This window comes from Streptomyces sp. NBC_01410 (assembly GCF_045040195.1).
Taxonomy (GTDB): domain Bacteria; phylum Actinomycetota; class Actinomycetes; order Streptomycetales; family Streptomycetaceae; genus Streptomyces.
This window is the reverse complement of sequence record NZ_CP109530.1, coordinates 2,255,052-2,267,850: the sequence shown is the minus strand read 5'-3', so window position 1 is coordinate 2,267,850 and position 12,799 is coordinate 2,255,052. Positions and strand designations below refer to the sequence as shown.

General features: G+C 71.2%; 9 protein-coding genes. 6 read left to right on the top strand and 3 right to left on the bottom strand.

The window, feature by feature from the left end; genetic code table 11:
• Positions 1–22: 22 nt before the first annotated feature.
• Positions 23–931: a hypothetical protein gene (locus tag OG741_RS10460; protein ID WP_405605500.1), complete on the bottom strand. Its 909-nt coding sequence runs from the start codon at positions 929–931 to the stop codon at positions 23–25.
• A 222-nt stretch (positions 932–1,153) separates the two neighbouring features.
• Between OG741_RS10460 and OG741_RS10455 the strand changes: the two genes are divergently transcribed.
• Complete coding sequence (locus OG741_RS10455) at positions 1,154–1,927, top strand: S1 family peptidase (RefSeq protein ID WP_405596505.1); 774 nt, start codon at positions 1,154–1,156, stop codon at positions 1,925–1,927.
• A gap of 81 nt (positions 1,928–2,008) precedes the next feature.
• On the opposite strand, the gene OG741_RS10450 is transcribed toward OG741_RS10455, so the two are convergent.
• Positions 2,009–3,748: a glycoside hydrolase family 35 protein gene (locus tag OG741_RS10450; protein WP_405596504.1), complete on the bottom strand. Its 1,740-nt coding sequence runs from the start codon at positions 3,746–3,748 to the stop codon at positions 2,009–2,011.
• 353 nt (positions 3,749–4,101) lie between these two features.
• Between OG741_RS10450 and OG741_RS10445 the strand changes: the two genes are divergently transcribed.
• The 5 genes from OG741_RS10445 to OG741_RS10425 all read left to right on the top strand — a co-directional run bounded on the left by OG741_RS10445 (position 4,102) and on the right by OG741_RS10425 (position 10,993).
• Positions 4,102–4,980, top strand: coding sequence for a helix-turn-helix domain-containing protein (locus OG741_RS10445; RefSeq protein ID WP_405596502.1), 879 nt, complete (start codon positions 4,102–4,104; stop codon positions 4,978–4,980).
• 68 nt (positions 4,981–5,048) lie between these two features.
• Positions 5,049–5,375, top strand: coding sequence for a chorismate mutase (locus OG741_RS10440; protein WP_405596501.1), 327 nt, complete (start codon positions 5,049–5,051; stop codon positions 5,373–5,375).
• Positions 5,376–5,454: 79 nt separating this feature from the next.
• Positions 5,455–7,944 carry an aminopeptidase N gene (pepN, locus tag OG741_RS10435; RefSeq protein WP_405596500.1) on the top strand — a complete coding sequence of 830 codons (2,490 nt, stop codon included), beginning with the start codon at positions 5,455–5,457 and terminating at the stop codon, positions 7,942–7,944.
• 242 nt (positions 7,945–8,186) lie between these two features.
• On the top strand, positions 8,187–9,587 hold the full coding sequence (locus tag OG741_RS10430; RefSeq protein WP_405596499.1) for a pyridoxal phosphate-dependent decarboxylase family protein: 1,401 nt from the start codon (positions 8,187–8,189) through the stop codon (positions 9,585–9,587).
• The gene (locus tag OG741_RS10425) at positions 9,584–10,993 is read left to right on the top strand and encodes a lysine N(6)-hydroxylase/L-ornithine N(5)-oxygenase family protein (protein ID WP_405596498.1); all 1,410 of its coding nucleotides are present in this window, start codon (positions 9,584–9,586) and stop codon (positions 10,991–10,993) included. Before OG741_RS10430 ends, OG741_RS10425 begins: the two co-directional genes overlap by 4 nt.
• On the opposite strand, the gene OG741_RS10420 is transcribed toward OG741_RS10425, so the two are convergent.
• Positions 10,994–12,787, bottom strand: a complete 1,794-nt coding sequence (locus OG741_RS10420; protein ID WP_405596497.1) for a bifunctional metallophosphatase/5'-nucleotidase — start codon at positions 12,785–12,787, stop codon at positions 10,994–10,996.
• Positions 12,788–12,799: the final 12 nt, after the last annotated feature.

The following is a 12,799-nucleotide window of genomic DNA, read 5'->3' as shown; positions in this document are numbered from 1 at the left end:
TTTCGAGCCTACGGAAGGTCGGTCAGGTGTCGCATTCGAGAATGGTGCGGCACAGCCCGCAGCGGGCCCGTACCCGCCCGCGCACGGGAACGCGGATGCGCTGGTGGCAGGTGGGGCAGGGGAAGGAGACGCGCAGCCCGTCCGGCCCCTGCTCGAAGGCGTACGCGGATGATTCAGCCTCGGGGGAGTGGGCGGCGGCCGGTGCCGGGTGCTCCCGGGCGAGGCGGCGCTCCTTGGCATAGCGGTGGCGCCCCGTCCACCCGGCCGTGGTCAGCGGCGGCTGCTGGGCGTCGCGCAGGGCCATGGCGCGGCCCTTGGTGTACGCGGTGTAGCCCTGCGGGCTGGTGAACCAGGGCGAGGGGTCCTCGCCGAAGGCGATCGCGCGCTTGGCCAGGACGTACCCGAACTCCTCGGGGGTGAGATAGCCCAGCTTCTGGCTGGAGACGCCGTCCTCCCGGAAGGCGTCGAGCAGCAGCCAGCCCGCGCCGAGATAGGTGGTCGCGGTGTCGGTGAGGATCTCGTTGTCGCGGGTGCCGGGGAAGGCCAGATCGAGCCGGTGCAGCAGCACATGCATGATCTCGTGGGCCAGAGCCGCCCCGATGTCTCTGCGATGCGTGCGGAAGCGGTCGTTCAGCTCGATGAAGTACTCCGGGCCCCCGACGAGTTCGACGCTCGCGGCATGGTGCATCTCGCGGAAGCTCACGACCATCCGGGCGTCCGGCAGCCGCAGATGCTGGACCAGCGCGTGGGCGACGCGCTGGGCGCCGAGGTGGAGATCGTCCTGGTCGGCGAAGGCGACGTCGGCGGGCAGCACGCTGGGCGCGTAGGAGTGCACACCGTCGGGCGAGATCCGCTTGTACAGAGCGGTGATCGCCGCCCGCACGGTGTCGAGGTGCGGATAGCCGTGTACGACCTCGCTGTCCTTCGCCACCACGTCCCGTACCCCCCATGCATGATGGTCGGCCGCTTTCAACTCTACGGGCAGGGCGAGGCGAATCCCTGCTCGTGAACCTGGCCGAAAAGTGGTCCTTGTGGCCCGGTTGATCCACTCTCCATAATCCGGTTCACGCTTTGTCGGGCCCATGTCAGTGTGCCGCAACGCTGTCTGGATCCGTGCGGGCGTACATCTCAACCCCCCACGAAAGGCAGTCAGTTGAAGAAGAACCTCGTTCGCGCGCTCCAGAGATGCGCCGCCGCAGGCGCCGTCGTCCTCGCCGCGATCAGCCTCCAGCCCACGTCGTCCTCGGCCGCCACGCCGCCCGTAGTCGGCGGCACCCGCGCCGCCCAGGGCGAGTTCCCGTTCATGGTCCGGCTCTCCATGGGCTGCGGCGGCGCGCTCTACACCAAGCAGATCGTGCTCACCGCCGCGCACTGTGTAAGCGGCTCAGGCAACAACACCAGCATCACCGCGACCGCGGGCGTCGTCGACCTGCGGAGCTCCAGCGCCATCAAGGTCAAGTCGACCAAGGTCCTGCAGGCCCCCGGCTACAACGGCACCGGCAAGGACTGGGCGCTGATCAAGCTGGCCAAGCCGATCGACCTGCCCACCCTCAAGATCGCCGACACCAAGGCCTTCGACAACGGCACCTTCACGGTCGCCGGCTGGGGTGCGGCCCGCGAGGGCGGCGGCCAGCAGCGCTACCTGCTCAAGGCCCAGGTGCCCTTCGTCTCCGACGCCAGCTGCAAGCAGTCGTACCCCGAGCTCGTGGCCGGCGAGGAGATCTGCGCCGGGTTCCAGCAGGGCGGCGTCGACACCTGCCAGGGTGACTCCGGCGGCCCGATGTTCCGCAAGGACAACAACAACGCGTGGATCCAGGTCGGCATCGTCAGCTGGGGCGAGGGCTGCGCACGGCCCAACTACCCGGGTGTCTACACCGAGGTGTCCACCTTCGCGGCGGCGATCAAGTCCGCGGCGGACAGGCTTTAGCAGCGAGATCTTCCGTACGTGAGAGGTGAGGGGCAGGTGCTGGGCGCGTCGGTCCAGCACCTGCCCCTTCAGGAGCAGGACTCAGCCCAGCCACAACGAACCCCCCGCCCCCTCCAGCTCCAGCACCCACACCTCGTTCGCCCCTTCCCGCAGCACCGGCCCCGGTACGAACAGCGACCGCTGCGGCCCCACCGCCCAGTACCGCCCCAGGCAGAAGCCGTTGACCCACACGAACCCCCGCGTCCAGCCGGGGAGTTCGAGCCTCGCATCCCCCGCCGCGGCCGCATCGAAAGAGCCGCGGTAAAGGCCCGCCGCACCCCCCTCGGGCACCCGGAAGGGCACCTTGTCCACCGCCGCCGGCTCGAACGCGGCCAGCCGCAGCCCCCGCGCCCGTACGCCGTGCAGATACTGCCGCTCGTGCAGCACCCCGCCCGTGATGCCCTTGGACTCGCCCGTCCGCGGCCCGTAATTGACGCGACCGAGCGACTCCACCCACAGCTCCACCGACGCGGGACCGGCAACCGGCTCAGCCAGGGCCTCGTACTCGCCGCTCAGCACACCCGCCGCGACCCCGTCCACGTACACGACGGCCCGGTCCCGCAAGCCGGCGACGCTCAGCGGAAACGGCCGGCGCGGGCCCGGCACAGCCACCTGGTAGCGGACCAGACCGCGGTCCACGCCCAGTTCCTCGAAGGTGGGCGGCACGGGAGCCTCCACCTCGTCGTCGCCGAGCGCCTCCAGCACATCATCGAGCGGCGCCCACGCCCGAAGGTCCGCCCGCAGCCGCGCGCCCAGGACGGCGGGCTCGGGCGGCAGTTTGGGCAGCGGTCCGTCGTGATGGCGCGCCAGGACCTCGCGGAGCCTGAAGAACTTCTCGGTGGGACGCCCGGCCTCGTCGATCGGCGCGTCGTAGTCGTAGGAGGTGACGGTCGGCTCCAGTTCGAGGTCCTGGAGATCGCCCGCGCGGTTCGCCCCGGCCCAGCCCGCGAAATTCGTTCCGCCGTGCGCCATGTACACATTCACCGACGCGCCCGCGTCAAGGATCTCCCGCAGCGCCGCCGCCGCGTCCGCGGGCCTGCGCTCGACATGGTCGTCGCCCCAGTGATCGAACCAGCCGCACCAGAACTCCATGCACATCAGCGGTCCGGCGGGCTGATGCCGGCGCAGCGTGGCGAAGGCCTCCCGCGCCCCGGACCCGAAGTTCACCGTCGCGAGCACGCCCGGCACCGAGCCGCCGGTGAGCATGTGGTCCTCGGGCCCGTCGGAGGTGACCAGCGGCACGCTCACCCCGCAGCCCCTCAGCAGGTCCACGAGATGGCGCAGATAGTTCTGGTCGGAGCCGTAACTGCCGTACTCGTTCTCGGCCTGCACCATGATCACCGGCCCGCCGAACGTGATCTGCCGCTCCACGACCTGCGGCAGGAGCCGGGTGAACCAGCGCTCCACATGCCCCAGATACTCGGCGTCCTCCGTGCGCACCCGCCGTCCGAGCCGCCCCGTCAGCCAGTGCGGAAGCCCGCCGTTCTCCCACTCGGCGCAGATGTACGGACCCGGCCGCACGATCGCCCACAGTCCCGCCCCGCGCGCGGCGTCCAGGAAACGGCCCAGCGCGTCCGCGTCGGCATACCGGCCGGGCTCCGGCTCGTGAAGGTTCCAGGGGACGTACGTCTCGACGCAGTTGAGGCCCATCGCCCGCAGCATCGCCAGCCGGTGGTCCCACTGCTCCTCGTGCACCCGGAAGTAGTGCAGCGCGCCCGACAACAGCCGTACGGGCCGCCCGCCCATCAGGAAGTCCGTATCACCCACCGTGAACTCAGCCACGTATCGCCCCTCACCCAGGCCCTGTCCGGCCGATCTTGCCGGGCTCGCGTGCCCTGGCACGCACTCCCCCGTAGCCCTTCGGGCACGGGAGGTGCCCCCATGCCGCGTTGCATCAGTCGCCGACGCTCCGCGTCGGCTCTCCCCCTGCCTTCGGCGGGGGGACCCCCATCCTCCGGCCTGCAGCTGCACGCACCAGACCCCGCTCCCTGACCCGGCCTGATCGACCGGACAGGACCTGGTCACGTACCGCGACCAACCATCGCCCCCTGGCGGCGAGCCGGTCCATGGACAAAGATCGGCGCTGTTTGGACGCAACTCAGGCACCCGGAGCCCGGGGAAGGGGAGAGAAGCGGATGTACCACACCTGGATGCGCTATTTCACCCCGAGCCCGGTCCATCACCGCCTCGGCCTGGCCTGCCTCGGCGTCGGCCTCCAGCACGGCGTCCTGCCCACCGTCGGACCCCGCACCCTGGACCACCATGTCGCCGTCGTGATCAGCGCGGGCAGCGGCTGGTTCCGCGCTCCCGACGGGCGCCGCACCACCGTCAAGGCGCCCGCGCTCATCTGGCTCACGCCCGGCGTGCCGCACCACTACGGCCCCGATCCGGCCGGCGGCTGGGACGAGGGCTTCGTCGACTTCACCGGGCCCGCCACCGCCACCTACACCGAACTGGGCTACATAGAGCCCGAGCGGCCCGTCGTCCCCCTCTCCGACGCCGCGGGCGCCCGCGCCGCCGTCGGCCGTATCGCACGGGCCGCCCGCCGCGGCAACCCGCTCCTGGAGGTCGAGACCGGCGCCGCCGTCCACGAGCTGCTCGTCGCCCTGCGCCGCGCCCGCGCCGACACCAACGCCGAGGGCGACCCGGTGCTCACCGCGCTGGCCCGCGACGCCTTCCGGCCGCTCTCCGTCGCCGAGCACGCGGCCCGGCACGGCATGACCCCCGCCGAACTGCGCACCGCAGTGCGCCGCGGCGCGGGCTGCAGCCCCAAGGACTACCTCCTCGGCATCCGCCTCGGCCGCGCCAAGGAACTGCTCGCCGCCACCGAACTCCCCGTCGCCGCCGTCGCCCGCCGGGTCGGCTACGAGGACCCGGCGTACTTCTCCCGCCTCTTCACCCGCCGCGTCGGCACCGCCCCCATCCGCTTCCGCGAGCAGCAGGGCCGCAGCGTCCCCGGCGGCTGGAGCAACCAGATCCCGGACCCCGAGCACCCGCCGACGATCACCACCTGATCACCCTGGTGACCACCAGGCGATCGCCACGTGATCGGCGCACGCCCGGCCACGTAAGCTCGATGACCATGACCACGAGGGACATCGACGAAGGCGTACGCGCCGAACTGAACCGTCTGCGCGAGAGCATCGACAACATCGACGCGGCGGTCGTCCATATGCTCGCGGAGCGCTTCAAATGCACTCAGCAGGTCGGCCACCTCAAGGCCGAGCACCATCTCCCGCCCGCCGACCCGGACCGTGAGTCCCGCCAGATCGAGCGGCTGAGGCAGCTCGCCGAGAGCGCGAAACTGGACCCCGCCTTCGCGGAGAAACTGCTCAACTTCATCATCGCCGAGGTGATCCGCCACCACGAGACGATCGCGGCCGGCCCGCCCCCTGCGTCCGACTCCTGAGCCACCCCCCGGTCCCGTGCGCTGACGGCGAAACCAATACCCCGTGTGCGGGGCAGGTCCCATCAGGCAGCATGGCCCCATGCCCGTATTGACGCGCGACGAAGCGCAGACCCGAGCCCAGCTCCTCGACGTCCACCGCTACACGATCGACCTCGATCTCAGCGGCGGTGAAGAGTCCTTCGACTCCCGGACCGTCATCCACTTCACGGCCCGCGCCACCGGGGACACCTTCGTCGAGCTCAAGCCGGCCGTCCTGCGCTCCGTCACCCTCGACGGACAGCCCATAGACCCGGAGTCACTCGTCGAGAACCGGCTCGCGCTCACCGGCCTGAGCGCCGGAGAGCACGAGCTGCACGTCGACGCCCAGATGCGCTACTCCCGCACCGGCGAGGGAATGCACCGCTTCACCGACCCCACCGACGGTGAGGTCTACGTCTACACCCAGATGTTCATGGACGACGTCCAGCGCGTCTTCGCCGCGTTCGACCAGCCCGACCTCAAGGCCGTCTTCGAGCTCTCCGTCACCGCCCCCGAGGGCTGGACCGTCCTCGGCAACGGCATCGCCACGCACCAGGGCGACGGCAAGTGGACCTGCGCCCCCACCCAGCCGCTCGCCACCTACTTCGCGGCCGTGGCCGCCGGCCCCTGGCACTCCGTACGCACCGAGCACGCCGGACTGCCCTTCGGTCTCCACTGCCGCCGCTCGCTCGCCCCGTACCTGGACGCGGACGCCGACGAGATCCTCGAGATCACCCGCCAGTGCTACGACCGGTACCACGAGAAGTTCGAGGAGCCCTACCCCTTCGACTCCTACGACCAGGCCTTCGTGCCCGAGTTCAACGCCGGCGCGATGGAGAACCCGGGCCTGGTCACCTTCCGTGACGAGTTCATCTACCGCTCCGCCGTCACCGACACCGAGCGGCAGACCCGCGCCATGGTCATCGCCCACGAGATGGCCCACATGTGGTTCGGCGATCTCGTCACGCTCAGGTGGTGGGACGACATCTGGCTCAATGAGTCCTTCGCCGAATACATGGGCTACCAGACCCTCACCGAGGCCACCCGCTTCACCGACACCTGGGTCGACTTCGGCATCGGCCGCAAGTCCTGGGGCTACGACGCCGACCAGCGGCCCTCCACCCACCCCGTCGCCCCCGACCCGGACGCCGTCCCCGACACCGCGTCCGCGATGCTCAACTTCGACGGCATCTCCTACGCCAAGGGCGCCTCCGCCCTGCGCCAACTGGTCACCTGGCTGGGCGAGAAGGACTTCCTGGCAGGCATCAACACCCACTTCGCCCGGCACAAGTTCGGCAATGCCACCCTCGCCGACTTCATCGACTCACTGGCGGGCGCCACGGACCGCGACGTGCCCGGCTGGGCCGAGGCCTGGCTGCGTACGACCGGCGTTGACACCCTCACCCCGACCGTCTCTGAGTCCGAGGGCACCTGGTCGCTCAAGGTCGCCCGCGACGGCAGCCGCCCGCACCGCATCGCCGTCGGCGCGTACGACACCGACCCCGTGCACACCGGCCGGCTCGTGCTGCGCGACCGCCTCGAACTGGACATCCCGCAGAACGGCAGCGGCCCCCACCCCGGCCGCCGCCCGGCCCTCGTCGTCCTCAACGACGGCGACGCCAGCTACGCCAAGGTCCGTCTCGACGCCACCTCCTGGGACACCGCCGTACGCTCCCTCTCCGGCATCCCGGACCCGCTGACCCGCACGGTCGTCTGGAACGCCGCCCGCGACATGGTCCGCGACGGCGAACTCGCCCCCGCCGCCTACCTGGAGGCCGCCCGCGCCCACCTCCCGCGCGAAACGGACCTCGCCGTCGTCCAGGGCGTCCTCGCCTTCGCCGCGACCCAGCTCGCCGACCGCTACCTCCCCGCCGACGAGCGGCCCGCCGCGCTCGGCGCGATCCGGGGCATCTGCCGGGATCTGCTGCGCCGCACCGAGGACGGCAGCGAGCCCGGCCTGCGGCTGACCGCCGTACGCCACTTCATCGACGCGGCCGCGCAGCCGGAGACGCTCCAGGAGTGGATCGGCGACGGCAGTGTCCCCGGCGGTCCCGAGCTCGACCCCGAGCTGCGCTGGCGGATCCTGTACCGGCTCGCCGTCCTCGGCGCGAGCGACGAGGCGGCGATCGCGGCCGAACTGGACCGCGACCCGAGCGCCACCGGCCAGGAGGGCGCGGCCCGTTGCCGTGCCGCGCTGCCCACGGCCGAGGCGAAGGCGGCGGCCTGGCAGCGGCTGTTCACCACCGACTCGCTGTCCAACTACCTGTTCACCGCCACGGCGCAGGGCTTCTGGCAGCCCGAACAGGCCGATCTGGTACGGGAGTACGTCGCCCGCTACTACCCGGACTCGGTGGCCCTCGCCGCCCGCCGCGGCCCGGCCATCGCGGAGGCCGCGGGCCGCTACGCCTTCCCGCTCCACGCGGTGGACGAGGATGCGCTGACCCTGGGCGAGGAGTGCCTGAGCAACACGGACATGCTCCCGGCCCTGCGCCGCAAACTGGTCGACCAACTGGACGACCTGCGCCGCGCACTGTCGGTGCGGGCGGGCTAGCACGCCTCAAGTGCCGGCGGGGCTGGATGTGCGGCTGGGCCGCACATCTCAGCCCCTCCGGCGTTTGAGGAGCGGGGTCCGGGGCGGAGCCCCGGTTACGGGAAGGGGCGGGTAGGGGAAGGCCCGCCGCAGGCGCCCCCCACCCCCACCCCCACCCCCACCCCCACCCACCAATACCCCTTTCGCGTCCGGATCGTTGAGCAATGCGCGCACCCCGCCCCCGCGCTCACCGAAGGACCCGCATGAGTACGCCGCCGCCCGGCCTCCCCGCCCTCGCCGGAGGTACCGCAGGCCCCGACGCCCTGCGGCCCCTGCTCGCCGTCGTCCTCGACGCGCTCCGCGACGGCGCGGCGGCCCGCGGCGGCCCGCTGCCGAGCGGCGGCCCCGACGCCGTCGCCGCCCGGGTGCGCGAGGCCGTCGAGCCCGTGCTCCCCGACCACGGCACCGGCGCCGACGAGGCACTGCGCACCCTCGTCCGCACCCTCGCGCACGGCGCCGCCGACCCCGCCGACCCCCGGTGCGCAGCCCACCTGCACACCTCCCCCCTCGCGCTCGCCGTCGCCGCCGATCTCGCCGCCTCCGCGCTCAACCCGTCCCTGGACTCCTGGGACCAGGCTCCGGCCGCATCCGCGCTGGAAGCCCTCGTGAGCAGGGCACTGGCAAAGGAGGTCTACCCGCACGCCCAGGACCCGGACGCCCTGGTCACCACCGGGGGTACCGAGTCCAATCTGCTCGGCCTGCTCCTCGCCCGCGAACGCCACGGCGCGGTCCAGGTGATCTGCGGGTCCGCCGCCCACCACTCACTGCACCGCGCCGCCTGGCTGCTCGGCCTGCCCGAGCCGGTGACCGTACCCTCGCCCGCGGGCATCCTGGATCTGGCCGCGCTCGACGATGCCCTCACCGATCTGCCGGGCCCGCGCCTCGTCGCGGCGAGCGCCGGGACCACCGACACCGGGCAGATCGACCCGCTGTCCGAGATCGCCGACCTGTGCGACCGCCACGGCGCGGAGCTCCACATCGACGCCGCGTACGGCGGACCGCTCCTGTTCAGCGAGCAGCACCGCCCCAAGCTGAACGGCCTCGACCGCGCCCACTCCGTCACCCTCGATCTGCACAAACTGGGCTGGCAGCCGGTCGCCGCCGGGCTGCTCGCCGTCCCGGACCGGACACTCCTCGCGCCCCTCGCCGTCCGCGCCGACTATCTCAACGCCGAGGACGACACCGAAGCGGGACTGCCCGACCTGCTCGGCCGCTCCCTGCGGACGACCCGCCGCCCCGACATCCTCAAGGTCGCCGTCACCCTCCGGGCGCTCGGCCGCACCGGCCTGGCCGCGCTCGTCGACCGCACCTGCGCCGCCGCCGGACAGTTCGCGGACCTGATCGACAAGCAGCCGCACCTGGAGCTGTACGAACGCCCCACCCTCACCACCGTCCTGTTCCGGCCCGCAGCGGCCACCGACGAACAGACCGCAGCCGTCCGCCGCACCCTCCTCACCACAGGCCGCGCCGTCCTGGGCCGTGCCCGCGCGGACGGCCGCCTCTGGCTCAAGGCCACCCTCCTCAACCCCCACGCCACCCCCGGCGACCTGACCGCTCTGATCCAAGAAGTCCTGATCGAACTCGTGGAAGGCACCCCCCGATGACCGGCACGCCCGCACCAGAACAGGACCAGCCCCACGACCTCGTGGGCATCGGCATCGGCCCCTTCAACCTCTCCCTCGCCGCCCTCGCCCACGGCATCCCCGGCGGCCTCGCCGCGACCTTCTACGAACAGCGGCCCGCCTTCACCTGGCACCCAGGCGTGCTGATCGAGGGCGCCACGCTCCAAGTCCCGTTCCTCGCCGACCTGGTGACCCTCGCGGATCCGGCCAGCCCCTGGTCGTTCCTGAACTATCTGCGATCCCGGGACCGGCTCTTCCCCTTCTACTTCGCCGAACGGTTCCACATCCAGCGCGCCGAGTACGACGCGTACTGCCGCTGGGTCAGCGACAGTCTGCCCGGGCTGCACTACGGCCATCAGGTCGACGCCGTCCGCTGGAACCCCGAACGGGACCTCTTCGAAGTGGACTTCACCCAGCTCGACGCCGAGGGCGAGGCGGAGGCCCTGGGCCGCGCCTACGCACGACACCTCGTGCTCGGCATCGGCACCGAGCCGTACGTCCCCGAGCCGCTGCGGCCCCTCGCCGAGGCCCCCGCAGTCCCCGTGATCCACTCCGCGGACTATCTCGGCAACCGCGAACGGCTGCTGGCCGCCGAGCACATCACGGTCATCGGCTCCGGCCAGTCCGGCGCGGAGGTTTTCCTCGACCTGCTGCGGGCCAGGCCGGCCGGGGCCGAGAAGATCCACTGGCTGGCCCGTACGGAAGCCTTCGCACCGATGGAGTACTCCAAGCTCGGCCTGGAGCACTTCACCCCCGACTACACCCGCTACTTCCACGCACTGCCCGAGCAGACCCGCGACGCTCTCGTCCCGCGCCAGTGGCAGCTCCACAAGGGCATCGACGCCGACACCATCGCCGCCATCCACGAAGAGCTCTACCGCCGCACCCTGCACGGCGGCTGGCCCGACGCCGTCCTCACCCCCGGCGTCACCGTGCGCACCGCGGGCCGCGTCGGCACCACCAAGGTCGAGCTGCATCTGGAACACGCCCAGCAGGGCACCCGCTCCCGGCTCACCACCAACGCCGTGGTGCTGGCCACCGGCTACCGCGAACGGCCGCTCGACCGGATGCTGGCCGGCCTCGACCCGTACATGCGCCGCGACGCCTCCGGCCGCCCCCGCGTCGACGACCGGTTCCGGCTGCTCCTGGACCCCCCGGTGACCGGCTCGGTCTACGTACAGAACGCCGAGCGCCACACACACGGCGTCGGCGCGCCCGACCTCGGCCTCGCCGCCTGGCGCAGCGCCGGCATCCTCAACTCCCTCACCGGCGAGGAGCACTACCCGCTGCCGCGCCGCACCGCCTTCACCAGCTTCGGCCTGAACCGCGAACAGGCCCGCCCGGCGATCCCGCCGGCGGGCCTGCTCCCACTCGTGGACCACGCCTGATCAGAAGACCGGCGTACCCTCACGGGTCAGCTTCCAGCCCACCGTGGCGAACTGCGCCGGATCGACCGTGCCCTTCGCCTTCACCCAGTTGATGATCGTGTTGCGGATCTCCTCCGAATTCGCCCACAGCTGCTGGGAGCGCGCGACATGCGGGAAGTTCCCGCCGCCGCTGGCCCGGTAGTTGTTGACGGCCAGCACGAACTGCGCGGCCGGATCGATCGGCTTGCCGTCGAAGGACAGCTTCGCGATCCGCGAACCGGCCGGCTTGGCGATGTCGATCTCGTACGTGACACCCGAGAGCGCGTCGTAGTTGTAGTCCGGGGTGTTGTCCGCGTTGGTCAGCTTGGCGGTGTCGACCGGAGCGCCCGCCGGTGTCTGCACGAAGTAGCGCGCCGAGAACTCCAGATAGTCCTTGATCTGCGCGCCGGTCAGCAGCCGGGCCTCAAGGGTGTTCTCGAAGACATAGAGCCCCGCCGCGTCCCTGATGGTCACCTGGCCCGCCGGGATCGCGGCCGTACGGGAGAAACAGGAGGCCTGCGAGAGGACGGGCAGCGCGGCGTACTGGCCGCCGGCCAGCGCCCCCTTCACCGTCTCCGCCTGGACGTGGTTGATCAGGTCGATGATCGGCTCGTCCTTCCACGGCGCGTCGGCCGTGGTCATGCCGGCCGTGGAGGTGCCGATGATCTGGTTGACGTAGGCCACGACCTTCTTGTGCTCGTCGCCGAGCAGCCGGGTGATCTTGGGGTCCTCGTCGGCCGTGTTGGAGTTGAGGACCTGCGCGCCGACCTTCTCGACCGTCCAGCGGCCCTTCTCCCACACCAGGTCGAAGTCGAACAGGGTCAGCCGCTGGCCCCACTTGAGCGGCTCGGAGAGCACAACCTTCTGGCCGGTCTCCTTGTTGGCGACGAAGTACTCGGCGATCTCGGTGTGCGCGTGGCCGACGAGTATCGCGTCGATGCCGGGCACCTGCTCGGCCACCAGACCCGCGGCGTTCTCGATGTACGGGAGCTGGTCGCCGTAGGAGGACGTGCCGCTGGAACCCGAGTGAGCCGAGACGATCACGACGTCCGCGCCCATGGAGCGCAGCTTCGGCACCCACTTCGCGGCCTGCTCCTCAAGGCCCGGGAAGACCATCTTGCCCTGGACATTGGCCTTGTCCCAGATGGCGATGCCGGGGTTGGTCAGACCCAGCACCGCGACCTTGACGTCACGGCCGTGCGGAGTGCACAGGCGGTGGACGCTGTACGGCGGGAAGGCCGGGCGGAGCGTCTTGGCGTCCAGCGCGTTCGCGCCGAGCAGCGGGAAGTCGCACTGCTCCTCGAACTTGCGCAGCACGGGGATGCCGTAGTTGAACTCGTGGTTGCCGAGCGCCGCGGCGTCGTACCCGATCGCGTTCATGGCCTGCGCCATGGGGTGCACGGGACCGCGCCGGGCCGTGATCGGGTCGACCTTGGCGTAGTAGTACGAGAGCTGGGTGCCCTGGATGGTGTCACCGGCGTCGATGAGGAGCGTGTTGCGCCGGCCCTTCTCCTCGCGGATCTTGTTCACCAGCGTGGAGATCTTCGCCAGGCCCACGTCGTTGTGGGTCTTGTCGTCGAACTCCTTGTCCGTGAAGTAGTCCCAGTTGAAGACATTGCCGTGCAGATCGGTGGTGCCCATGACGGTGAACGAGTACCGCTTCGGCGGACGTGTGTGGCCCGTCGCCGCGGCGGGGGATGCAGTGGCTCCGGCAAGCGCGACACCGGCGCCGGTAGCGGCGGACGTACCAAGGAACGTCCTTCGATCGAGCGGCATTTCGTCTCCCTC

Coding starts and splice junctions, on each gene's coding strand:
- OG741_RS10425 (WP_405596498.1), top strand. CDS start 9,584: ATGACCGGCACGCCCGCACCAGAACAGGACCAGCCCCACGACCTCGTG.
- pepN (WP_405596500.1), top strand. CDS start 5,455: ATGCCCGTATTGACGCGCGACGAAGCGCAGACCCGAGCCCAGCTCCTC.
- OG741_RS10430 (WP_405596499.1), top strand. CDS start 8,187: ATGAGTACGCCGCCGCCCGGCCTCCCCGCCCTCGCCGGAGGTACCGCA.
- OG741_RS10420 (WP_405596497.1), bottom strand. CDS start 12,787: ATGCCGCTCGATCGAAGGACGTTCCTTGGTACGTCCGCCGCTACCGGC.
- OG741_RS10445 (WP_405596502.1), top strand. CDS start 4,102: ATGTACCACACCTGGATGCGCTATTTCACCCCGAGCCCGGTCCATCAC.
- OG741_RS10440 (WP_405596501.1), top strand. CDS start 5,049: ATGACCACGAGGGACATCGACGAAGGCGTACGCGCCGAACTGAACCGT.